The 19,431-nt window shown below is 64.6% G+C and carries 29 protein-coding genes; 27 read left to right on the top strand and 2 right to left on the bottom strand.

Annotation, left to right across the window (positions count from 1 at the left end; genetic code table 11):
- Window positions 1-119 precede the first annotated feature (119 nt).
- Window positions 120-1,313, top strand: a complete 1,194-nt coding sequence (gene tuf, locus AC1GI4_RS07880) for an elongation factor Tu (protein ID WP_433911409.1) — start codon at window positions 120-122, stop codon at window positions 1,311-1,313.
- A 192-nt stretch (window positions 1,314-1,505) separates the two neighbouring features.
- On the opposite strand, the gene AC1GI4_RS07875 is transcribed toward tuf, so the two are convergent.
- Window positions 1,506-2,432, bottom strand: coding sequence for an IS110 family transposase (locus AC1GI4_RS07875; RefSeq protein ID WP_479628293.1), 927 nt, complete (start codon window positions 2,430-2,432; stop codon window positions 1,506-1,508).
- 583 nt (window positions 2,433-3,015) lie between these two features.
- Between AC1GI4_RS07875 and rpsJ the strand changes: the two genes are divergently transcribed.
- The 24 genes from rpsJ (at window position 3,016) to AC1GI4_RS07755 (ending at window position 16,636) form a co-directional block, all read left to right on the top strand.
- Complete coding sequence (gene rpsJ / locus AC1GI4_RS07870; protein ID WP_007406109.1) at window positions 3,016-3,324, top strand: 30S ribosomal protein S10; 309 nt, start codon at window positions 3,016-3,018, stop codon at window positions 3,322-3,324.
- Between the two features lie 284 nt (window positions 3,325-3,608).
- A complete protein-coding gene (gene rplC / locus AC1GI4_RS07865) occupies window positions 3,609-4,343 on the top strand; it encodes a 50S ribosomal protein L3 (protein WP_056430750.1) in 735 nt (244 codons plus the stop codon).
- A gap of 3 nt (window positions 4,344-4,346) precedes the next feature.
- On the top strand, window positions 4,347-4,973 hold the full coding sequence (gene rplD / locus AC1GI4_RS07860; protein WP_056430747.1) for a 50S ribosomal protein L4: 627 nt from the start codon (window positions 4,347-4,349) through the stop codon (window positions 4,971-4,973).
- Window positions 4,966-5,277: a 50S ribosomal protein L23 gene (locus AC1GI4_RS07855; protein WP_479629144.1), complete on the top strand. Its 312-nt coding sequence runs from the start codon at window positions 4,966-4,968 to the stop codon at window positions 5,275-5,277. The genes rplD and AC1GI4_RS07855 overlap by 8 nt, the downstream gene beginning before the upstream one ends.
- A 4-nt stretch (window positions 5,278-5,281) precedes the next feature.
- Window positions 5,282-6,133 carry a 50S ribosomal protein L2 gene (gene rplB / locus AC1GI4_RS07850; protein ID WP_042491179.1) on the top strand — a complete coding sequence of 284 codons (852 nt, stop codon included), beginning with the start codon at window positions 5,282-5,284 and terminating at the stop codon, window positions 6,131-6,133.
- A 6-nt stretch (window positions 6,134-6,139) separates the two neighbouring features.
- Window positions 6,140-6,418 (top strand): 30S ribosomal protein S19, encoded by a 279-nt coding sequence (gene rpsS / locus AC1GI4_RS07845; RefSeq protein WP_037569384.1) that lies wholly within the window; start codon window positions 6,140-6,142, stop codon window positions 6,416-6,418.
- Window positions 6,418-6,795: a 50S ribosomal protein L22 gene (gene rplV / locus AC1GI4_RS07840; protein ID WP_042491177.1), complete on the top strand. Its 378-nt coding sequence runs from the start codon at window positions 6,418-6,420 to the stop codon at window positions 6,793-6,795. The genes rpsS and rplV overlap by 1 nt, the downstream gene beginning before the upstream one ends.
- Entirely contained in the window at window positions 6,795-7,505 is a 711-nt protein-coding gene (rpsC, locus tag AC1GI4_RS07835; RefSeq protein WP_056430744.1) for a 30S ribosomal protein S3, read from the top strand. The genes rplV and rpsC overlap by 1 nt, the downstream gene beginning before the upstream one ends.
- A gap of 12 nt (window positions 7,506-7,517) precedes the next feature.
- The gene (rplP, locus tag AC1GI4_RS07830) at window positions 7,518-7,952 is read left to right on the top strand and encodes a 50S ribosomal protein L16 (protein WP_007406071.1); all 435 of its coding nucleotides are present in this window, start codon (window positions 7,518-7,520) and stop codon (window positions 7,950-7,952) included.
- Complete coding sequence (rpmC, locus tag AC1GI4_RS07825; protein ID WP_007406063.1) at window positions 7,952-8,152, top strand: 50S ribosomal protein L29; 201 nt, start codon at window positions 7,952-7,954, stop codon at window positions 8,150-8,152. Before rplP ends, rpmC begins: the two co-directional genes overlap by 1 nt.
- Before the next feature lie 12 nt (window positions 8,153-8,164).
- Window positions 8,165-8,437, top strand: a complete 273-nt coding sequence (gene rpsQ / locus AC1GI4_RS07820; protein WP_056430742.1) for a 30S ribosomal protein S17 — start codon at window positions 8,165-8,167, stop codon at window positions 8,435-8,437.
- A gap of 235 nt (window positions 8,438-8,672) precedes the next feature.
- Complete coding sequence (rplN, locus tag AC1GI4_RS07815; protein WP_007406105.1) at window positions 8,673-9,041, top strand: 50S ribosomal protein L14; 369 nt, start codon at window positions 8,673-8,675, stop codon at window positions 9,039-9,041.
- Window positions 9,041-9,358: a 50S ribosomal protein L24 gene (gene rplX / locus AC1GI4_RS07810; RefSeq protein ID WP_294269983.1), complete on the top strand. Its 318-nt coding sequence runs from the start codon at window positions 9,041-9,043 to the stop codon at window positions 9,356-9,358. The genes rplN and rplX overlap by 1 nt, the downstream gene beginning before the upstream one ends.
- A complete protein-coding gene (gene rplE, locus AC1GI4_RS07805) occupies window positions 9,351-9,932 on the top strand; it encodes a 50S ribosomal protein L5 (RefSeq protein WP_037569379.1) in 582 nt (193 codons plus the stop codon). Before rplX ends, rplE begins: the two co-directional genes overlap by 8 nt.
- A 57-nt stretch (window positions 9,933-9,989) precedes the next feature.
- On the top strand, window positions 9,990-10,295 hold the full coding sequence (rpsN, locus tag AC1GI4_RS07800) for a 30S ribosomal protein S14 (protein ID WP_042491166.1): 306 nt from the start codon (window positions 9,990-9,992) through the stop codon (window positions 10,293-10,295).
- 12 nt (window positions 10,296-10,307) lie between these two features.
- On the top strand, window positions 10,308-10,703 hold the full coding sequence (rpsH, locus tag AC1GI4_RS07795; protein ID WP_042491163.1) for a 30S ribosomal protein S8: 396 nt from the start codon (window positions 10,308-10,310) through the stop codon (window positions 10,701-10,703).
- Complete coding sequence (rplF, locus tag AC1GI4_RS07790) at window positions 10,703-11,236, top strand: 50S ribosomal protein L6 (RefSeq protein ID WP_042491159.1); 534 nt, start codon at window positions 10,703-10,705, stop codon at window positions 11,234-11,236. The genes rpsH and rplF overlap by 1 nt, the downstream gene beginning before the upstream one ends.
- Window positions 11,236-11,592 (top strand): 50S ribosomal protein L18, encoded by a 357-nt coding sequence (rplR, locus tag AC1GI4_RS07785; RefSeq protein WP_007406066.1) that lies wholly within the window; start codon window positions 11,236-11,238, stop codon window positions 11,590-11,592. Before rplF ends, rplR begins: the two co-directional genes overlap by 1 nt.
- Window position 11,593: 1 nt before the next feature.
- On the top strand, window positions 11,594-12,313 hold the full coding sequence (rpsE, locus tag AC1GI4_RS07780) for a 30S ribosomal protein S5 (protein ID WP_076714917.1): 720 nt from the start codon (window positions 11,594-11,596) through the stop codon (window positions 12,311-12,313).
- Window positions 12,314-12,319: 6 nt separating this feature from the next.
- Window positions 12,320-12,496, top strand: coding sequence for a 50S ribosomal protein L30 (gene rpmD / locus AC1GI4_RS07775; RefSeq protein ID WP_175313838.1), 177 nt, complete (start codon window positions 12,320-12,322; stop codon window positions 12,494-12,496).
- Window positions 12,497-12,644: 148 nt separating this feature from the next.
- Window positions 12,645-13,175 carry a 50S ribosomal protein L15 gene (gene rplO / locus AC1GI4_RS07770; RefSeq protein WP_479629143.1) on the top strand — a complete coding sequence of 177 codons (531 nt, stop codon included), beginning with the start codon at window positions 12,645-12,647 and terminating at the stop codon, window positions 13,173-13,175.
- A gap of 157 nt (window positions 13,176-13,332) precedes the next feature.
- On the top strand, window positions 13,333-14,697 hold the full coding sequence (gene secY / locus AC1GI4_RS07765; RefSeq protein ID WP_433909786.1) for a preprotein translocase subunit SecY: 1,365 nt from the start codon (window positions 13,333-13,335) through the stop codon (window positions 14,695-14,697).
- 43 nt (window positions 14,698-14,740) lie between these two features.
- Window positions 14,741-15,388, top strand: coding sequence for an adenylate kinase (locus AC1GI4_RS07760; RefSeq protein WP_479630375.1), 648 nt, complete (start codon window positions 14,741-14,743; stop codon window positions 15,386-15,388).
- Window positions 15,389-15,757: 369 nt separating this feature from the next.
- Window positions 15,758-16,636 (top strand): tyrosine recombinase XerC, encoded by an 879-nt coding sequence (locus tag AC1GI4_RS07755; protein ID WP_479629142.1) that lies wholly within the window; start codon window positions 15,758-15,760, stop codon window positions 16,634-16,636.
- 377 nt (window positions 16,637-17,013) lie between these two features.
- Here AC1GI4_RS07755 and AC1GI4_RS07750 read toward each other — a convergent pair whose 3' ends face one another.
- Window positions 17,014-17,619 (bottom strand): DedA family protein, encoded by a 606-nt coding sequence (locus AC1GI4_RS07750; RefSeq protein WP_294273044.1) that lies wholly within the window; start codon window positions 17,617-17,619, stop codon window positions 17,014-17,016.
- Between the two features lie 261 nt (window positions 17,620-17,880).
- Between AC1GI4_RS07750 and lepB the strand changes: the two genes are divergently transcribed.
- Together lepB and rnc are read left to right on the top strand one after the other, a co-directional pair.
- A complete protein-coding gene (gene lepB / locus AC1GI4_RS07745; protein WP_479629141.1) occupies window positions 17,881-18,699 on the top strand; it encodes a signal peptidase I in 819 nt (272 codons plus the stop codon).
- On the top strand, window positions 18,696-19,361 hold the full coding sequence (rnc, locus tag AC1GI4_RS07740) for a ribonuclease III (RefSeq protein WP_479629140.1): 666 nt from the start codon (window positions 18,696-18,698) through the stop codon (window positions 19,359-19,361). The genes lepB and rnc overlap by 4 nt, the downstream gene beginning before the upstream one ends.
- Window positions 19,362-19,431: the final 70 nt, after the last annotated feature.

The following is a 19,431-nucleotide window of genomic DNA, read 5'->3' as shown; positions in this document are numbered from 1 at the left end:
CCCGGGGCAACTGGGGGCGCGACAGCGCTAGGGGCTGGCAATCGCTTCAAACACCCGCTATGGGGCCGCGTTCGCGTGGCCTCGGATGCGGCACCGAATTCGATTCAGAAGGTAGGAAAATGGCAAAGGCAAAATTCGAGCGGAACAAGCCGCACCTCAACATCGGCACCATCGGCCACGTCGACCACGGCAAGACCTCGCTGACCGCAGCGATCACCAAGGTTCTGGCCGATAACGTCGCCGGCAACGCCGCGGTGGACTTCGCGAACATCGACAAGGCTCCGGAAGAGCGTGAGCGCGGCATCACCATCTCGACCGCGCACGTCGAGTATGAGACCGAAGCGCGCCACTATGCGCACGTCGACTGCCCCGGCCACGCCGACTATGTGAAGAACATGATCACCGGCGCGGCGCAGATGGACGGCGCGATCCTGGTCGTGTCGTCGACCGACGGCCCGATGCCGCAGACCCGCGAGCACATCCTGCTCGCCCGCCAGGTCGGCGTGCCCGCGATGGTCGTGTTCATGAACAAGGTCGACCTGGTCGACGACGAGGAAATCCTCGAGCTGGTCGAGCTGGAAATCCGCGAGCTGCTGAGCTCGTACGAATTCCCGGGCGACGACATCCCCGTCGTCAAGGGTTCGGCGACCTGCGCTCTGTCGGGTTCGAACGACAAGTTCGGCAAGGATGCCGTTCTCGAGCTGATGAAGCAGGTCGACGAATACATCCCGCAGCCGGAGCGTCCGCTCGACAAGCCGTTCATGATGCCGATCGAAGACGTGTTCTCGATCTCGGGTCGCGGCACCGTCGTCACCGGCCGTGTCGAAACCGGCATCATCAAGGTTGGTGAAGAAGTCGAGATCGTCGGCATCAACAACACCCGCAAGACCACCGTCACCGGCGTGGAAATGTTCCGCAAGCTGCTCGACTCGGGCCAGGCTGGCGACAACATCGGCGCGCTGATCCGCGGCGTTGCCCGTGACGAAGTCGAGCGTGGTCAGGTTCTGGCCAAGCCGGGTTCGATCACCCCGCACACCGACTTCCAGTCGGAAGTGTACGTCCTGTCGAAGGAAGAAGGCGGCCGTCACACCCCGTTCTTCGCGAACTATCGTCCGCAGTTCTACTTCCGCACGACCGACGTCACCGGCACCGTCGAGCTGCCTGAGGGCACCGAGATGGTCATGCCGGGCGACAACGTCGCTCTGGGCGTGAAGCTGATCGCTCCGATCGCCATGGACATCGGTCAGCGCTTCACGATCCGTGAAGGCGGCCGTACCGTCGGCGCGGGCGTCGTCAGCTCGATCGACAAGTAAGTCTTGGGCGAAAGCCTGAAGCTCACAGGAAAGGGCCGCTCCCGGCGACGGGGGCGGCCTTTTTCGTTGGGGGATGGGCGATCACTGCATAAATCCCTTCCGTCATTGCAAGCGCAGCGAAGCAATCCAGAGTCACGGGCAAGACGCTCTGGATTGCTTCGCTGCGCTCGCAATAAGGGGCAACTGTGATGCTCATGAGAGAGCGATAGGCTGTCGCTTTCGGATCATGGCGTTGAGGATGACGAGGAGTTGGCGTGCGACGGCGATAAGGATGGTCTTTGGCGCCTTGCCTTTGGCTCGCATCCTGTCGCGCATAGCGGTGAGGACGGGGATGCGCCGTGAGGCATTGAGGGCGGCGATGTAGAGGGCTTCGCGGACCTTGCGCCGCCCGCCCCAAATGCGCCTGGCGCCGCGCCATGTGCCACTTTCGCGGGCGTGGGGAGCGAGGCCGGCGAGCGAGGCGATCTTTCGACGGCACAGCGTGCCGAGTTCGGGAAGTTCACCGAGCAGGGTTGCCAGGACGGTGGGCCCGATGCCGGGAACAGCCGTCAGCAGCTGGGCCTGTTCGGACAGGGCCCGATCCTGGGCGATGAAGCCTGCGATCTGGCGGTCGAGCTGGGCGATCTGCTGGCTGAGCAGGTCGATCATGGCTTCGATGGCTTGTGCGATTTCGGGTTGGCCTGCGCTGTGGCGATGCAGCTTTTCGGCTTTGCGCATGTCGACCAACTGTCTGCGGCGACGCAGGAAATCGGCCAGGCGTGAACGGGCAGGGCTGAGCGGGATGGTAGCGGGCAGGTTCAGCGCTGCGCCCATCTGCGCGAGCACGCGGGCATCGACGCGGTCAGTCTTGGCCAGCGTGCCGGTGGCTCTGGCGAACTCGCGGGCCTGACGCGGATTGACGCGCGAGAAGGGATGGCCGCGTGTCGCCAGCGCGGCGATCAGGTCACCGTCGCAACCACTGGTCGCCTCGAAGACAAGGCGGATGTCGTGGTCGAGCGTGTCGAGCCAGACGGCGATGGCATCCGGTGTATTGGCGATCCGCCCGATCCGGCCCGATGGCAGCTCGCAGATGTCGATGACGGCACGCGAAAGGTCGCAGCCGATAACGGCTTGTGGCATGGTATAGGCTCCTGTCCATGTCGTGCGGGATCAGCAGTCCCAAGCAACTGTTCAGGGTTGTGACCAACGCGGAAGGGACCCTTGCTCCCTATCGGGCTCCAGACCCTCGGGGGGGACGGGCTCCCTTCCGCAACATCTTCATACCACCGTCGCATCAGACAGGGGGGGGGCTTGGGCTTTCGCCGCTCTCCGTGCGCACTGGACGAAGGCGAAGTATGCCCCGTCGTCCCACCAGCGCGTGGCCTTCGACTTCGCTCAGGCTGAACGGCGGGTGGGTTTTGGCGCAATCGCCGCTGGTTCCGCCCTCCCCGACAAAAACTCGCGGCCACCCCCTTGCGGCCCCCGGCCCATGTGCGTATAGGCACACGCCTTGAGGGAATCGGCTGGCACCGGAAACACCGGAGTCGGCCGTTTGCTTTTAGTGAGGGCAGGGGCGGTTGCCGCCACTGTCGTAACCCAGAGTTTGTTTCGGCCCAGGGTCGCCTTCACGGCGGACGGTCGAGTGCCCGGTCGGACAGCCGATCGCACTTGTCGTTTTCGTGATTTCGACCGGAAAGCCCGCTCTTTCGCATCGGTAGGGATCATGGACAGCAATATCCGCATTCGTCTGAAGGCGTTCGACCATCGCGTGCTCGATCAGGCCACTGGCGACATCGCCGACACCGCACGCCGTACCGGCGCGCTCATCCGCGGTCCGATCCCGCTTCCGACGCGCATCGAGAAGTTCACGGTCAACCGTGGTCCGCACATCGACAAGAAGTCGCGCGAGCAGTTCGAGGTCCGCACCTACAAGCGCATGCTCGACATCGTGCAGCCGACCCCGCAGACCGTCGATGCGCTGATGAAGCTCGACCTGGCCGCAGGTGTTGATGTCGAGATCAAGCTGGCGTAAGAGGGCCAGCGTTCCCGTGGTCGACGATTCCGTCCCACGGGATTTTGGCGTTTCCCGGTTCTGAAGCAGCCGGAAAACGCGCCGAGGTCGCTCCCGCGATCCGGCACTCTTTAGGGATACCGCCCGGTGGTTTCGCGCAAGCGAGATGGTGCCGGGGCAGCGTCCCCCGTCTGACCGGCTCGCCGGTCGCCAGCCCGGGACGGGGGCTCGTTTCGCTTTAATCGGGCTGGATATGCCCCCCTTGAATGGTTCTTGGGGGCCTCTGTCGAGGAAGGAACAGGATCATGCGTACCGGCGTGATCGCGAAGAAGCTGGGGATGACCCGCCTGTTCCAGGACGATGGTCGGCACGTGCCGGTCACCGTCCTGGCGCTTGAAGGCGTACAGGTCGTCGCTCGCCGCGAGATGGATCGTGACGGCTACACCGCCGTCCAGCTTGGTGCAGGTGTCGCCAAGACCAAGAATGTTGCCAAGCCGCAGCGTGGCCACTTCGGCAAGGCCGAAGTCGAGCCCAAGCAGGTGCTGGTCGAGTTCCGCGTGAACGAAGACGGCCTGCTGGACGTCGGCGCGGAAATCTCCGCCGACCATTTCGTCCCCGGTCAGTATGTCGATATCCAGGGTCGTACCCAGGGTAAGGGCTTTGCCGGTGCGATGAAGCGCTGGAACTTCGGTGGTCTGCGCGCGACCCACGGCGTCTCGGTCTCGCACCGTTCGCATGGTTCGACCGGCAACCGTCAGGATCCGGGCCGCGTCTTCAAGAACAAGAAGATGGCCGGTCACATGGGTGACAAGAACCGCACGCAGCAGAACCTGGAAATCGTGTCGACCGACGTCGAGCGCGGCCTGATCTTCGTCAAGGGCTCGGTGCCTGGCTCGAAGGGTGGCTGGCTGATCGTCAAGGATGCGGTCAAGGTTTCGCGCCACGCGGACGCCCCGTTCCCCGCCAGCATCAAGGCGGCCGCCAACAACAACGCTTCTGCCGAGCCTGCTCCGGAAGCCACCGAGAGCCAGGAGGGCTAAGTCGTGAAGGTCAAGGTTCAATCCTTCGCCGGCACCGACGCCGCGGACATCGAGCTCAACGACGAGGTCTTCGGCCTCGATCCGCGCGCCGACATCCTGCACCGCGTTGTGACCTGGCAGCTGGAAAAGCGTCGCGCCACCGCGCGCGGCACCCGTGAGCGCGCCGATGTCGCCCGCTCGGGCAAGAAGCTCGGTCGCCAGAAGGGCGGCGGTGTCGCTCGTCACGGCGATCGTCGGGCCCCCGTCTTCATCGGCGGTGGTAAGGCGCACGGCGCCCGCGTCCGCGACTTCAACCCGGGTCTGAACAAGAAGGTTCGCGCCCTGGGTCTGAAGATGGCGCTGTCGAGCCATGCCAAGGCCGGTTCGCTGATCGTGATGAACGATCTGGCGGTCGCTGGTAACAAGACGAAGACGCTGCAGGGCGATCTGGCGAAGCTCGGCTTCGGCAAGACCGCGCTGGTCATCGATGGCGACGCCGTCGAGACGTCGTTCGCACTGGCCGCAGGCAACCTGAAGGAAATCAACGTCCTTCCGGCCGCTGGCGCCAATGTCTACGACATTCTGAAGCATGACACCCTGGTGCTGACGCGCTCGGCTGTCGAAAAGCTGGAGGCCCGTTTCCATGGCTAAGCAGCAGAAGGCGGTCGATCCGCGTCATTACGACGTGATCGTTGCGCCGCACATCACCGAGAAGGCGACGCTCCTCAGCGAGAACAACGCCGTGGTGTTCAAGGTCGCTTCGGGCGCTACCAAGCCCGAGATCAAGGCGGCCGTCGAGGCTCTGTTCGACGTGAACGTCACCGGCGTGAACACGATCGTCCAGAAGGGCAAGACCAAGCGCTGGAAGGGTGCCCCCTATCAGCGTTCGGACATGAAGAAGGCGATCGTCACCCTCAAGGACGGTCAGTCCATTGACGTGACGACGGGGATCTGAGGCGATGGCACTCAAGCATTATAACCCGACGAGCCCGGCCCGCCGCGGCCTGATCCTCGTCGACCGCTCGGCGCTCTGGAAGGGTGCGCCCGTCAAGGCGCTTACCGAAGGCAAGCGCAAGACCGGCGGCCGCAACAACAAGGGCCATGTGACCAGCCGCGGTATCGCGGGCGGCCACAAGCAGCGCTATCGCTTCATCGACTTCAAGCGTCGCCAGTGGGACGTCGAGGGCACCGTGGAGCGGATCGAATATGATCCCAACCGCACCGCCTTCATCGCGCTCATCAACTATGGCACCGACGAAGCCGGCAAGGTCGACCAGTCCTACATCATCGCGCCCCAGCGTCTGGCTGTCGGCGACAAGGTGATCGCGGGCAAGAAGACCGACGTGAAGCCTGGCAACGCCATGGAACTGGGCCAGATGCCGGTCGGCACGATCGTCCACAACGTCGAGATGAAGCCCGGCAAGGGCGGTCAGATCGCACGTTCGGCCGGCACCTATGTGCAGGTCGTGGGCCGCGACAAGGGCATGGTCATCGTCCGTCTGAACTCGGGCGAGCAGCGCTACATCCATGCGAACTGCATGGCGACCGTCGGCGCGGTGTCGAACCCCGACAACGGCAACACCAACCTGGCGAAGGCTGGTCGCAACCGTTGGAAGGGCCATCGCCCGCTGACCCGCGGTGTTGCGAAGAACCCGGTCGACCACCCGCACGGCGGTGGTGAAGGCCGGACCTCGGGCGGCCGTCATCCGGTCACCCCGTGGGGCAAGCCGACGAAGGGTGCGCGCACTCGTCACAACAAGGCGACGGACAAGATGATCATCCGTAGCCGTCACGCCAAGAAGAAGGGCTAACACGCAATGGCTCGTTCCGTTTGGAAGGGTCCTTTCGTGGACCTCCATCTCCTGAAGAAGGCCGAAGTGGCTCAGGATGCTGGCAACCGCGCAGGTCCGATCAAGACCTGGTCGCGTCGCTCGACCATCCTGCCGTCGTTCGTCGGTCTGACCTTCAACGTCTACAACGGTCGCAAGTTCGTTCCCGTCTCGGTGAACGAGGACATGGTCGGCATGAAGCTCGGTGAATTCGCGCCCACGCGCTACTTCCCCGGCCACGCTGCCGACAAGAAGGGTAAGCGCTGATGTCGAAGCCCGCATCCCCCCGCAAGGTCGGTGACAAGGAAGCGCTGTCGGTCGGCACGCAGATCCGTGGTTCGGCGCAGAAGCTGAACCTGGTCGCGGCGCTGATCCGCGGCAAGAAGGTCGGCGACGCGATGAACATCCTCGCCTTCTCGACGAAGGCGATGGCCGTCGACGCGCGCAAGATCCTGGCCTCCGCGATCGCCAATGCCGAGAACAACCACAACCTCGACGTCGACTCGCTCGTCGTCGCCGAGGCGTCGGTCGGCAAGTCGATCACCATGAAGCGTTTCGCGACGCGCGGCCGTGGCAAGTCCACCCGCATCCTGAAGCCGTTTTCGCGGCTCCGCATCGTCGTCCGCGAGCAGGAAGAAGCATAATGGGTCAGAAGAGCAATCCGATCGGCCTGCGTCTCCAGATCAACCGTACCTGGGACAGCCGCTGGTTCGCCGAAGGCCATGACTATGGCCGCCTGCTGCTGGAGGATCTGAAGATCCGCCAGTTCATCATGAAGACGCTGCCCCAGGCCGCGATCTCGAAGGTCGTCATCGAGCGTCCGGCCAAGCTGTGCCGCATCTCGATCTTCGCGGCGCGTCCGGGCGTGATCATCGGCAAGAAGGGCGCCGACATCGAAAAGCTTCGCAAGAAGCTGGGTTCGATGACCTCGTCCGACGTGTCGCTGAACATCGTCGAAATCCGCAAGCCCGAGATCGACGCCAAGCTCGTCGCCCAGGGCGTGGCCGACCAGCTGGAGCGCCGTATCGCGTTCCGTCGCGCCATGAAGCGTGCGGTGCAGTCCGCGCTCCGTCTGGGCGCCGAAGGCATCCGTATCACCTGCGGCGGCCGTCTGGGCGGAGCGGAAATCGCGCGTACCGAATGGTATCGTGAAGGCCGCGTTCCGCTGCACACGCTGCGTGCGAACGTCGACTATGCCGAAGCGCAGGCGCACACCGCTTATGGCGTGTGCGGCGTGAAGGTGTGGATCTTCAAGGGCGAGATCCTGGGCCATGACCCCATGGCGCAGGACCGGCTGATGATGGAGGCTCAGACCTCCGGCGTGCGCCCGGCGCGCGACGATCATCGCCGCTAAGGATCAAAGAACATGCTGCAACCAAAGCGCACCAAGTTCCGCAAGGCCTTCAAGGGCCGCATCCACGGCGATGCGAAGGGCGGCACCAGCCTGAACTTCGGTTCCTACGGCCTGAAGGCCATGGAGCCGGAGCGTATCACGGCTCGCCAGATCGAGGCGGCTCGCCGCGCGATCACCCGTCACATCAAGCGCCAGGGTCGCTTGTGGATCCGCATCTTCCCGGACGTGCCCGTCTCGTCGAAGCCTGCCGAAGTCCGCATGGGCTCGGGTAAGGGTTCGCCGGAATTCTGGGCCGCCCGCGTGAAGCCGGGTCGCATCCTGTTCGAACTCGACGGTGTCGACGGCCCGCTGGCCGCCGAGGCATTCGAGCGCGCGGCGATGAAGCTGCCCATCAAGACCAAGGTCGTTGCCCGCCTGGGCGACACCTCGCACCTCGGAGGCGAGTAATGGCCAAGACTGAATATACCGGCCAGAGCGACGACCAGCTCGTCGAGGCGCTGGGCAACCTGAAGCGCGAGCAGTTCAACCTGCGCTTCCAGGCGGCCACGAGCCAGCTCGAAAAGCCCAGCCGGGTCAAGGAAGTCCGTCGCGACATCGCGCGGATCAAGACCATCCAGGCGCAGCGCACCGCTGCGGCTGCCAAGTAAGGACCGAGACACATGCCGAAGCGCGTGCTGACCGGGGTGATTGTCTCGGACAAGACCGACAAGACGGTCGTCGTCAATGTGGAGCGGAAGGTTAAGCACCCCCTCTACGGCAAGATCATCCGTCGGTCGAAGAAGTACCACGCCCATGACGAGGCGAACGAGTACAAGGCCGGTGAGACGGTGCGGATCGAAGAGACCGCCCCGATCTCGAAGCTGAAGACCTGGAAGGTCGTCGAGCGGGTCGATACCCACATGACGCCGGAACGGGCCTCGGCCGAGGGCTGAACCCTTTGATTTCGGGCCCCGCTTCTCCGGATTGGAGGAGCGGGGTTCGGATTGAAAGGCGCCCTTCGGGGCAAAGAGCGGATTGGTCGAAAGCGGCGGGGCGACTCGCTTGCCTTTCGGGCCAGGAGTGGCTATGGGGCCTCTCCCCCTGGCGCGGTAGCCCCGCGCCGGGGGTCGTTTTTTAAAGGCGGGGCAGGGTCGGTATCCTCCCCAGAAGAGAGAAGGAAGCGGATCCATGATCCAGATGCAGTCCAATCTCGACGTCGCTGACAACAGCGGCGCGAAGCGGGTGCAGTGCATCAAGGTGCTGGGCGGCTCGAAGCGCCGTACCGCATCGGTCGGCGACATCATCGTCGTCAGCGTCAAGGAAGCGCAGCCGCGTGGCCGCGTGAAGAAGGGCGACGTTCACCGCGCGGTGATCGTCCGTACCGCCAAGGACATCCGTCGCGCCGACGGTTCGGTGATCCGTTTCGACGGTAACGCCGCCGTGCTGGTCAACAAGAACGAGGAGCCGATCGGCACCCGTATCTTTGGCCCGGTCGTGCGTGAGCTTCGTGGTAAGAAGCACATGAAGATCATCTCGCTGGCGCCGGAGGTTTTGTAATGGCCGCTGCACGCATCAAGAAGGGTGACAAGGTCATCGTCCTGTCCGGCAAGGACAAGGGCAAGACCGGCACCGTGTCGCTGGCGATGCCGAAGGACGGCAAGGTCGTCGTGGACGGCGTCAACATCGCCACCCGTCACCGCAAGCCGACCCAGGCGAACCCGCAGGGTGGCCTGGAGCGCACCGCTGCTCCGCTGCATGTCTCGAAGGTTGCGCACGTGACCGCCGATGGCAAGCCGACCCGCGTCCGTTTCGAGACGCAGGATGGCAAGAAGGTCCGCGTGGCCGTCAAGACCGGGGAGAAGATCGATGGCTGATTACAAGCCCCGCATGAAGGCTATCTATGACGATAGCATCATTAAGGCGATGACCGACAAGTTCGGTTACAAGAACGTCAACGAGATCCCCCGGATCGAGAAGATCGTGCTCAACATGGGCGTGGGCGAAGCGACGCAGGACAAGAAGCGCGTCGACCAGGCTGCGTCCGAGATGGAGCTGATCGCGGGTCAGAAGCCGGTCATCACCAAGGCGAAGAAGTCGATCGCGCAGTTCAAGCTGCGTGAAGGCATGCCGATCGGTGTGAAGGTCACGCTGCGTCGCGAGCGCATGTATGAGTTCCTGGACCGCTTCATCACGATCGCGCTGCCGCGCGTTCGCGACTTCCGCGGCCTGAATCCGAAGTCCTTCGACGGTCGCGGCAACTATGCCTGCGGCATCAAGGAACAGATCATCTTCCCCGAAATCAACTATGACCGCATCGACAAGGTGCGCGGCATGGATGTGATCGTGACCACCTCGGCGAAGACCGACGACGAAGCGCGTGAGCTGCTGCGTCTGTTCGGCTTCCCGTTCCCCAAGGAAGACGCTGCCGACGAGAAGAAGGCGGCGTAACCGGACTGCCCCCTCTCCACGCCGGGGAGGGGGTCCTTACAGAAAGAGCTTAAGTCCATGGCGAAACTGAGTTCGATTAATAAGAACGAGAAGCGTCGCGCTCTCGTCAAGAAGTATGCGGGCAAGTACGCGAAGCTGAAGGCGATCGCGAACGACCAGAGCCTCGATGAAACCGAGCGTCTGATCGCGCGCCTCAAGATGGCCGAGATCCCCCGCAACGGCAATCCGACCCGTATCCGCAACCGTTGCGAGATCACCGGTCGCCCGCGTGCGTATTACCGCAAGTTCCGTCTCGCTCGCGTCATGCTGCGTGAACTGGCCAACAAGGGCCAGATCCCCGGCGTCACCAAGTCGAGCTGGTAAGGACCATTTGAGATGGCAGTGACCGATCCCCTGGGTGACTTGCTCACCCGCATCCGCAACGGCCAGCGCGCGCGCAAGGACTCCGTCCTGACGCCTGCGTCGAAGCTGCGCGTCCGCGTGCTCGACGTGCTTCAGCGCGAGGGCTATATCCGTGGCTACAGCGAAGAGCAGATGGGCCCCGCGGCCGGCATCCGCATCGAGCTGAAGTATTTCGAAGGCCAGCCCGCGATCAAGCATGTCGCGCGCGTGTCGAAGCCCGGCCGCCGTATCTATTCGGGCGCGCAGGACCTTCCCCGCGTCCGCAACGGCCTGGGCATCACCATCGTGTCGACGCCGCGTGGCGTTCTGTCGGACGCCGAAGCGCGTGAGCAGAACGTCGGTGGCGAAGTCCTGGCGGAGGTGTTCTGATGAGCCGCATCGGTAAGAAGGCGGTCCCGGTTCCGGCCGGCGTCACCGCGACCATCGCCGACAAGGTGCTGAGCGTGAAGGGTCCCAAGGGCACCCTCTCCATGCCGCTCGCCGACGAGATCACCTATGACGTCCAGGCGGACGCCATCGCGGTGCAGCCCGCCAACGCCACGAAGCGCGCTCGCGCGTTCTGGGGCATGCAGCGCACCATGGTGCAGAACCTCGTCACCGGCGTGACCGCAGGCTTCTCGAAGAAGCTGGTCATCACCGGCGTCGGCTACCGCGCCGCCGCGCAGGGCAAGACCCTGAAGCTGCAGCTCGGCTACAGCCACGACGTCAACATCGACGTGCCGGAAGGCCTTGAGGTGAAGACGCCGGACGCCACCACCGTCGAAATCAGCGGTGCGGACAAGCAGAAGGTCGGCCAGCTGGCCGCCGAGATCCGCCGCTGGCGCAAGCCCGAGCCGTATAAGGGCAAGGGCATTAAGTACGACGGCGAGTTCATCTTCCGCAAGGAAGGGAAGAAGAAGTAATGACCAAGGGTCTCTCTCTTTTCGAGAAGCGCCGTCGGCGCAACCGTACCGCGCTGCGTGCGCGTGCGGGCACCCGTCCGCGCCTGTCGGTGCATCGCTCGGGTAAGCATATCTATGCCCAGGTGATCGACGACGAGGCCGGTCGTACCGTGGCTTCGGCCTCGACGCTGGAAAAGGACGCACGCGGCCAGTCGGGCGCGAACGTCGCAGCGGCGAGCGAAGTCGGCAAGCGCGTGGCCGAGAAGGCCAAGGCCGCCGGCGTCACGCAGGTCGTTTTCGACCGTGGCGGCTTCCTGTTCCACGGTCGCGTCAAGGCGCTGGCCGAGGCGGCACGCGAAGCGGGATTGGAGTTCTAATATGGCTGACGAGAACAACGTGGCCGTTGCCGGTGCCGAAGGCGCCGCGCAGGACGCGACCCAGGGTCGTGGTCCCCGGGGCGGCCGTGGCCGTGGTCCGGGCGGTGGTGATCGCGGCCGCGGCGGCCGTGACGGCAACCGTGGTCGTCGCGACGACCGTCGCGGTGGCACCGAGGAGCAGGGCGAAGAGCTGATCGAAAAGCTCGTCCACATCAACCGCGTCTCGAAGACCGTGAAGGGCGGTAAGCGTTTCGGCTTCGCCGCGCTCGTCGTGGTCGGCGACGGCAAGGGACGTGCGGGCTTCGGTCATGGCAAGGCGCGCGAAGTGCCGGAAGCCATCTCGAAGGCGACGGCTGCCGCCAAGAAGGCGATGGTCCGCGTTCCGCTGAAGGACGGTCGCACGCTGCATCATGATGGCAACGGCCATTTCGGTGCGGGCCGCGTGACGGTGCGTTCGGCCCCGCAGGGGACCGGCATCATCGCCGGTGGTCCGATGCGCGCCATCTTCGAATCGCTCGGCGTCGCCGACGTGGTGACGAAGTCGGTCGGCACGTCGAACCCGTACAACATGATCCGTGCCACCTTCGAAGCGCTGGGCGACCAGACTTCGCCGAAGGCGGTGGCGCAGCGTCGTGGCAAGAAGATCGCCGACCTGCTGGGTCGCGGTCACGGTGCCACCCAGCAGACTGCCGAGGCGGAAGCCGCGGCCGTCGTGGAGTAAGCGACCATGGCTACCATCAAAGTCAAGCAGACCGGTTCGCCGATCCGCCGCACCAAGGACCAGCGCGCGACCCTCGTCGGCCTGGGCCTGAACAAGATGCACAAGGTCGCCGAGCTTCAGGACACCCCTGAAGTCCGCGGCATGATCCGCAAGGTGCAGCACATGGTTCAGGTGGTGGACTGAGACTGTCGTCGCGACAGACTCACATCCGTCACATTGAACAGTGACAAACACGGGGAAGGGGGCTATGCGGCCCCCTTCCTTTTATCCAGCGGTCGTGATTCTCCGGGATGACGGCCATGCGCGAAACAAGCGAAAGCGAGTGCAAATCATGAAGCTGAACGAACTTTTCGACAACCAAGGCGCCCGCAAGTCCAAGATCCGCGTCGGTCGCGGTATCGGTTCGGGCAAGGGCAAGACCGGTGGTCGCGGCGTCAAGGGGCAGAAGAGCCGTGAGGGCGTGTCCATCGCGGGCTTCGAGGGCGGTCAGATGCCGCTCCACATGCGCCTGCCGAAGCGCGGCTTCAACAATATCTTCGCCAAGGACTATGCCGAGGTGAACCTGGGCGCGATCCAGAAGGCGGTCGACTCGGGCAAGCTGAAGGCCGACGGCACGATCGACCACGCCGCGCTGAAGGCCGCTGGCCTGGCCCGTGGCGGCAAGGACGGCGTGCGTCTGCTCGGCAAGGGCGAATTGACCACCAAGCTGTCGTTCGTCGTGCAGGGCGTGTCGGCCTCGGCGCGTGAAGCGGTCGAGAAGGCCGGTGGTTCGGTCGACGTGCCGCACGTCGTGCCCGCCGCCGAGAAGGCCGCCGCGAAGAAGGGCCAGGCCCGCGCCGCGAAGCTCGCCGCCAAGGCCTGAACCGGATAAAGTCCGCCGCTGGAGATTGGCCGAGAGCCATAACCCAGCGGCGGATTTTGCATCCGGGTTAGACAAGCGCGTCTTCGCGCCTATATGAGCGGCGGGGCGGTTCAAAACGCATCCCGCCGTTTTTCGTTTCCAGGATAACGCAACAGCTATGGCATCCGCAGCCGACCAGATGGCGCAAAGCATCAGCCTGGCGAAATTCGCCAAGGCCACCGACCTCAAGAAGCGGCTGTGGTTCACCATCGGCGCGCTGATCGTCTTCCGCCTGCTCAGCTATGTTCCGCTGCCGGGCGTCGACCCGACCGCGCTGGGCCTGCTAAGCCAGAAGACCACGGGCGGCGTACTCGACTTCTTCAACACCTTCTCGGGCGGTTCGCTCAGCCGCATGTCGCTGATTGCGCTCGGCGTGATGCCGTACATCACGGCATCGATCGTCGTGCAGCTCGCGACTTCGCTGAGCCCGCAGCTCGCCGCCATCAAGAAGGAAGGCGAGAGCGGTCGCAAGAAGCTGAACCAGTATACCCGCTACGGCACGGTGCTGCTGACCGCGATCCAGGGCTATTTCATCGCCGTGGGTCTCGAGACGCTGGGCGCCAGCCAGGGCATCCAGGCAGTGATCGAGCCGGGCATGACCTTCCGCATCGCGGCGGTCATCTCGCTGATCGGTGGTACGATGTTCCTGATGTGGTTGGGTGAGCAGATCACCAGCCGTGGCATCGGCAACGGCGTGTCGCTCATCATCATGGCGGGCATCGTCGCGCACCTGCCGACCACGCTGGTCAACCTGCTCGAAGGCGGCCGTACCGGCAGCATCGATCCGGTGCGCCTGATCGGCATCGTCGTCGCGGTCGTCGTGCTCGTCCTGTTCATCTGCTTCATGGAGCGCGCGCAGCGCCGCATCCTGATCCAGTACCCGAAGCGCGCGACGCAGCGGGGCATGCAGGCCGATCGCAGCCACCTGCCGCTGAAGATCAACACCGCGGGCGTGATCCCTCCGATCTTCGCCTCGTCGCTGCTGCTGATGCCGCTGACCATTTCGCAGTTCGCCGGACAGCGCGTCGCGGGTGAGAGCCGTTGGGGCGACTTCATCATCAGCCTGAACCAGTATCTGCAGCACGGCTCGCCCGTCTACATGCTGCTCTACGGCGCGGGCATTATCTTCTTCTCGTTCTTCTACACCGCGGTTGTGTTCAACCCGGAGGAGACGGCGGACAATCTGAAGCGCTATGGCGGCTTCATCCCCGGCATCCGTCCGGGCAAGAACACCGAGAATTATCTCGATTACGTGCTGACCCGCGTGACCGTGATCGGTGCGGCCTATCTGACGATCATCTGTCTGTTGCCGGAATATCTGGTCTCGGCGCTGCAGATTCCCTTCTATCTGGGCGGCACCAGCTTGCTGATCGTCGTCAACGTGACCATGGACACGGTGACCCAGATCCAGAGCCATCTGCTCGCGCATCAATATGGCGACCTTATCAAGAAGGCGAAGCTGAAGGGTGGCCGCCTGCGCTGAGCGCGGGCGGATGCCAGGGCATAGAGGGGAGATTGACGTGGGCGTGAACATCATCCTGCTGGGCCCGCCCGGCGCGGGCAAGGGAACCCAGGCGCAGCGGCTGGTGGCCAATCGCGGCATGGTGCAGCTGTCGACCGGCGACATGCTGCGCGCGGCGGTCAAGGCGGGCACACCCGTCGGGCTTCAGGCCAAGGCGGTGATGGACGCGGGCGAACTCGTGTCGGACGCCATCGTCTCGGCGCTGATCGGCGAGCGGCTGGACCAAGCTGAAGCCGAAGGCGGCGCGATCTTCGACGGCTATCCACGCACCGAGGCGCAGGCCGAGGCGCTGGACGTTCTGCTGGCCGAGCGCGGCAAGACGCTCGACCACGTCATCGAGCTGGCGGTGGACGAGGACGCGCTGGTCGAGCGCATCACCGGCCGTTTCACCTGCGCGTCGTGCGGGGCTGGCTATCACGACAGCTTCAAGCCGACCCAGGTCGAAGGCGTCTGCGACGTCTGCGGCTCGACCGAGTTCAAGCGGCGCCCCGACGACAATGCCGAGACGGTTCGTACCCGTATGGCCGAGTATCGCGCCAAGACGGCACCGATCCTGCCGATCTACGAAGCGCGCGGGATCGTGACGCGGGTCGACGGCATGGCGGCGATGGATGCCGTGGGCGCGGAGATAGACGCGATCCTCGATCGCTGATCCGGTCTTTTCGGGGCTGATAAAGGGGGCGTTGCCAAGCGGCAGCGCCCCTTTTTCTCTGGGCGTTGCCGATTGCTCGGGCAGATGACACTTGAGACTCCACGGAAAGCCCCTCTCCCGGCAGGGGGAGGGGTTTGGGGAGGGGCAAAGCCACAGGCGATAGTTTCGGTGACACTCCATTCCCTCCCCCATCCCCTCCCGCCTGCGGGAGGGGAGCGGCCAGAGGTGAGCGATTGTCCCTATTAACGGGCTGCCTCCCCGTTCAGACTGAGCGACGTCGAAAGCCAAGCTCGGGCTCCCGCAAAATGCTATCGGAAACGAGCCGGAAGGATGGTTCAATCGGTCAGGATAATCCCCTAGACTCGCTCCATGAGCGCGCTGATCGCCGATTATTACCGCCACCTTACGGTCGATCTGCGCCGCTCCGACCACACGGTTCGCGCCTATGTCGCCACGGCGGAGCGGCTCTGCGGTTTCCTGTCGGACCATTGGGGTGAGGCCATCGACCCGGCCAGTCTGGCCCGCATAACCGCCGCCGACCTGCGCGCCTTCCTTGCGGCGCGCCGGGGGGATGGGCTCACCGCCGCTTCGACCGCGCGGGAATTGTCGGCGGTGCGAACCTTCCTCCATTGGACGGGCGTCGAGCCGCCGCCGCTGAAAGGCCCTCGCCGCAAGCGAAGCCTCCCGCGCCCCCAGTCCCCCGCCGATATCATGGCGCTGGGCGAGGACATCGCCGAGAATGCCGCCGAGCCGTGGATCGCGGCGCGCGACTGGGCCGTACTTCTGCTGCTCTATGGCGCGGGACTGCGCATCGGGGAGGCGATGGCGCTGCCCGCGGACATCCTGCCGCTGGGTGAGACGATCCGCGTGTTGGGCAAGCGCGGCAAGACGCGGATGGTGCCGCTGCTTCCCGAACTGCGCACCGCGATCGAGGAATATGCCCGCCAGTCGCCCTACCCGCTGATCCCAAGCGAGCCGCTATTCCGGGGGGCGAAGGGCGGGCCGCTATCGCCCGCGATCATTCGGCGGTCGGTTCAGGCGGCGCGCGAGCGGCTGGGACTGGGCGGGCGGACGACGCCCCATGCGCTGCGTCACAGCTTCGCCACCCATTTGCTGGGGCGGGGGGCGGACCTGCGCCAGCTACAGGAGCTATTGGGTCACGCCAGCCTCAGCTCGACGCAAATCTATACGGCGGTCGATGCCGCGCATCTGCTCGACATTTATCGCACCGCACATCCCCGCGCCTGAGACGCTTGACGGTTCAGGCGTTGCCGCCTGATACTCCTGGGGGCACGGAGTCTGGAGCATCTTCATGGCATTGGGCCCGACATGCCCCCATTGCGGCGCTCGAGTGCCATTCCGCCGTACGCAGTATGGCCTTGGTAAGGTCTTTGCCTGTCCAGGCTGTGGCGCTCGGCTGGTCATGTCGCGATGGCAGGGCTTTCTCATCACCTTTCCGATTCTGGCCATTTACATGGTCGTGCGAATCCGTTTGTCCGATGGCCTGGTATTCTGGCTCTGGACGGCCGCCATGGTGACCAGCGTAGCCGTGATGGCATGGCTTTTCATGAAGCCGCGACCAGCCCAACGCGACGAGGCATCGGTGAATTAGGCGCCGGACCTGCCTAGCGTTCGCCGTGCGGTTTCCAGGTGAAGACGCGCCATAGATAGCCGCCGACCATCAGCACCGTCATCGCGATCGCGGCCGGGCCGACATAGCGGTTGATCGCCTCGAAATTGGCACCGAGCCATAGGCCCGCATAGGCGAGCACCGCGTTCCAGATCGTGCTTCCCGCAAAGGTCCAGATCAGGAACTTCGCCAGCGGCATCCGCGTGATCCCGGCGGGCAGCGAGATCAGCGTGCGAAAGGCGGGCATGAAGCGGAACACGAATACCACCCATCCGCCATGCCGCACGAAGAACAGGTGAAGCCGCTCGACATCGCGCCACTCCATGGTCAGCCAGCGGCCATATTTGTCGACAAAGGGCCGGAACCGCTCGTAACCGATATAGCGGCCGACCGCATACCAGGCATAATTGCCGATCGTCGTGCCCGCCGTGCCCCACAGGATCAGCGGGATCATCGCCATTTGCCCGCGCGCCACCGCCATGCCGCCCAGGCCCATGATGACCTCGGACGGAATAGGCGGCACGATATTTTCCAGCGCCATCAGCAGGAAGATACCGAAATAACCGCCCCAGGCGATGAGGTTGAGGATGAAGTCGGTCATGGGCAAGGAGATGTACCGATGAAGGGCGGGGCGGTTCCCCTAGGATGGATCGGCCGTTCTGCAAAAGGTCTTCTATTCCTCCCCTGGCAGGGGAGGTGGCACGCGCCGCGCGTCGGAGGGGTGTCCCCCTCTCGATAGCGCGACACCCCTCCGTCAGGCCTTCGACCTGCCACCTCTCCTGCAAGGGGAGGAATGGAAGAGACTTGAGGCCCTTGTTCTGCGACACTTGACGCCAGGGGCGGCTTGCGCGAACCCGACGCCATGGCCGACACCCCACAAAAGTCATCCGAAACGTCGCCCGAGAAGTCGGAGGCGAAGGATACGCTGCGCTTCTTTCTGAAGCTGGCGCTGTTCGTCTTCTTTCTTCGCAGCCTGATCGTGACGTCGTTCGTGATCCCGTCGGAGTCGATGCTGCCCCGGCTGCTGATCGGCGACTATCTGTTCGTGACCAAGTGGAATTACGGCTATTCGCGCTGGTCCTTCCCCTTCGGCCTGCCCTTGCTGCCGGGCCGTATCCTGGGCCGCGACCCGGCGCGGGGTGATGTGGTGGTGTTCCGCTCGCCCGAGCCGGACGATCATGACGTCATCAAGCGGGTGATCGGCCTGCCCGGCGATACGATCCAGGTTCGGGACGGCCAGGTGATCCTGAACGGTCGCCCGATCCCCAAGCAGCGGATCGCCGACTTCGTCCTGCCGCTGACCCCCAATTTCGACGCGAACAAGTGCGGGCCGTTCGTCGATACGGTCGCGGGCAAGCCGGTGTGCCGTTATCCGCAGTTCCGGGAGACGCTGCCCGAGGGCAAGAGCTATAATGTGCTCGACCTGGGCAATTTCCCGGAGGCCGATGATACCGGCGTCTATACCGTGCCCGCCGACCACGTCTTCCTGATGGGCGACAATCGCGACGACTCGGCGGACAGCCGCTTTGCCCCGCCGCGTGGCATGGGCATGATCCCGATGAACCGGCTGGAGGGCCGCGCGGCGATCGTCTTCTTCTCGACCGACGGTTCGGCCGAGTGGATCAAGCCCTGGACCTGGGTGTCGGCCGCGCGCTGGAACCGGATCGGAGAAGGGTTTTGAGCGCCCTTGACGACTGGCTGGCCGGGATACTGGGGCGGGCGCCGAACGACACCGCCCCCTTCTACCGCGCGCTGACCCATGGCAGCCAGGCGGCCGAGAATTACGAGCGGCTTGAGTTTCTGGGCGACCGGGTGCTGGGTCTCGTCATGGCCGAATGGCTATGGGAGCAATTCCCCGCCGAGCCCGAAGGGCAGTTGTCGCGGCGTCTGAACTCACTGGTGACGGGTGCGGTCTGCGCCGATGTTGCGCGCGATCTGGGCGTGCGCGAGCATTTGCGGCTGGGCAAGCAGGCGCGCGACGACGGCGCCTCGGACAGCGACAATGTGCTGGGCGACGTGATGGAGGCGCTGATCGGCGCCTGGTATCGCGAGTCCGGGCTGGACGCGGCACGAGCCTTTATCCGCAAGGCGTGGGGGGACCGGGTCCATTCGCAGGGCAAGGCCCCGCAGCATCCCAAGTCGGCGCTTCAGGAATGGGCCGCCGCGAACAACCGCAAGGCACCGGAATATGTGGTGGTGGAGCGCTCGGGCCCGCATCATGCGCCGCGCTTCACGGTGGCGGTGCGGATCGGCCGCACGGCGGAAGTGACCGCGACGGGGGCCAACAAGCAGGAGGCCGAGACGGCCGCCGCGAAGGCGATGCTGGCCAAGTTGAAGGCTTGATAGGGAGGGGGGAGGTCGGGGCGTAAGCTTCGACTTCGGCGCCATGCGCCGAAGTCGAAGGCCAGGCCAC

The sequence above is a fragment of the Sphingomonas sp. 77B genome, from assembly GCF_056497825.1.
The sequence above is the reverse complement of the archived record's forward strand: the minus strand, read 5'-3'. Positions and strand labels throughout refer to the sequence as shown.

Coding starts and splice junctions, on each gene's coding strand:
- rpsJ (WP_007406109.1), top strand. CDS start 3,016: ATGGACAGCAATATCCGCATTCGTCTGAAGGCGTTCGACCATCGCGTG.
- rplE (WP_037569379.1), top strand. CDS start 9,351: ATGGCTGATTACAAGCCCCGCATGAAGGCTATCTATGACGATAGCATC.
- rpsC (WP_056430744.1), top strand. CDS start 6,795: ATGGGTCAGAAGAGCAATCCGATCGGCCTGCGTCTCCAGATCAACCGT.
- AC1GI4_RS07755 (WP_479629142.1), top strand. CDS start 15,758: ATGAGCGCGCTGATCGCCGATTATTACCGCCACCTTACGGTCGATCTG.
- rpsQ (WP_056430742.1), top strand. CDS start 8,165: ATGCCGAAGCGCGTGCTGACCGGGGTGATTGTCTCGGACAAGACCGAC.
- rpsH (WP_042491163.1), top strand. CDS start 10,308: ATGGCAGTGACCGATCCCCTGGGTGACTTGCTCACCCGCATCCGCAAC.
- rpmC (WP_007406063.1), top strand. CDS start 7,952: ATGGCCAAGACTGAATATACCGGCCAGAGCGACGACCAGCTCGTCGAG.
- AC1GI4_RS07750 (WP_294273044.1), bottom strand. CDS start 17,619: ATGACCGACTTCATCCTCAACCTCATCGCCTGGGGCGGTTATTTCGGT.
- rplP (WP_007406071.1), top strand. CDS start 7,518: ATGCTGCAACCAAAGCGCACCAAGTTCCGCAAGGCCTTCAAGGGCCGC.
- rplR (WP_007406066.1), top strand. CDS start 11,236: ATGACCAAGGGTCTCTCTCTTTTCGAGAAGCGCCGTCGGCGCAACCGT.
- rplC (WP_056430750.1), top strand. CDS start 3,609: ATGCGTACCGGCGTGATCGCGAAGAAGCTGGGGATGACCCGCCTGTTC.
- secY (WP_433909786.1), top strand. CDS start 13,333: ATGGCATCCGCAGCCGACCAGATGGCGCAAAGCATCAGCCTGGCGAAA.
- rplB (WP_042491179.1), top strand. CDS start 5,282: ATGGCACTCAAGCATTATAACCCGACGAGCCCGGCCCGCCGCGGCCTG.
- rpsE (WP_076714917.1), top strand. CDS start 11,594: ATGGCTGACGAGAACAACGTGGCCGTTGCCGGTGCCGAAGGCGCCGCG.
- rplV (WP_042491177.1), top strand. CDS start 6,418: ATGTCGAAGCCCGCATCCCCCCGCAAGGTCGGTGACAAGGAAGCGCTG.
- rplN (WP_007406105.1), top strand. CDS start 8,673: ATGATCCAGATGCAGTCCAATCTCGACGTCGCTGACAACAGCGGCGCG.
- AC1GI4_RS07875 (WP_479628293.1), bottom strand. CDS start 2,432: ATGCCACAAGCCGTTATCGGCTGCGACCTTTCGCGTGCCGTCATCGAC.
- tuf (WP_433911409.1), top strand. CDS start 120: ATGGCAAAGGCAAAATTCGAGCGGAACAAGCCGCACCTCAACATCGGC.
- rplO (WP_479629143.1), top strand. CDS start 12,645: ATGAAGCTGAACGAACTTTTCGACAACCAAGGCGCCCGCAAGTCCAAG.
- rpsS (WP_037569384.1), top strand. CDS start 6,140: ATGGCTCGTTCCGTTTGGAAGGGTCCTTTCGTGGACCTCCATCTCCTG.
- rpsN (WP_042491166.1), top strand. CDS start 9,990: ATGGCGAAACTGAGTTCGATTAATAAGAACGAGAAGCGTCGCGCTCTC.
- rplX (WP_294269983.1), top strand. CDS start 9,041: ATGGCCGCTGCACGCATCAAGAAGGGTGACAAGGTCATCGTCCTGTCC.
- lepB (WP_479629141.1), top strand. CDS start 17,881: ATGGCCGACACCCCACAAAAGTCATCCGAAACGTCGCCCGAGAAGTCG.
- rplF (WP_042491159.1), top strand. CDS start 10,703: ATGAGCCGCATCGGTAAGAAGGCGGTCCCGGTTCCGGCCGGCGTCACC.
- AC1GI4_RS07855 (WP_479629144.1), top strand. CDS start 4,966: ATGGCTAAGCAGCAGAAGGCGGTCGATCCGCGTCATTACGACGTGATC.
- rpmD (WP_175313838.1), top strand. CDS start 12,320: ATGGCTACCATCAAAGTCAAGCAGACCGGTTCGCCGATCCGCCGCACC.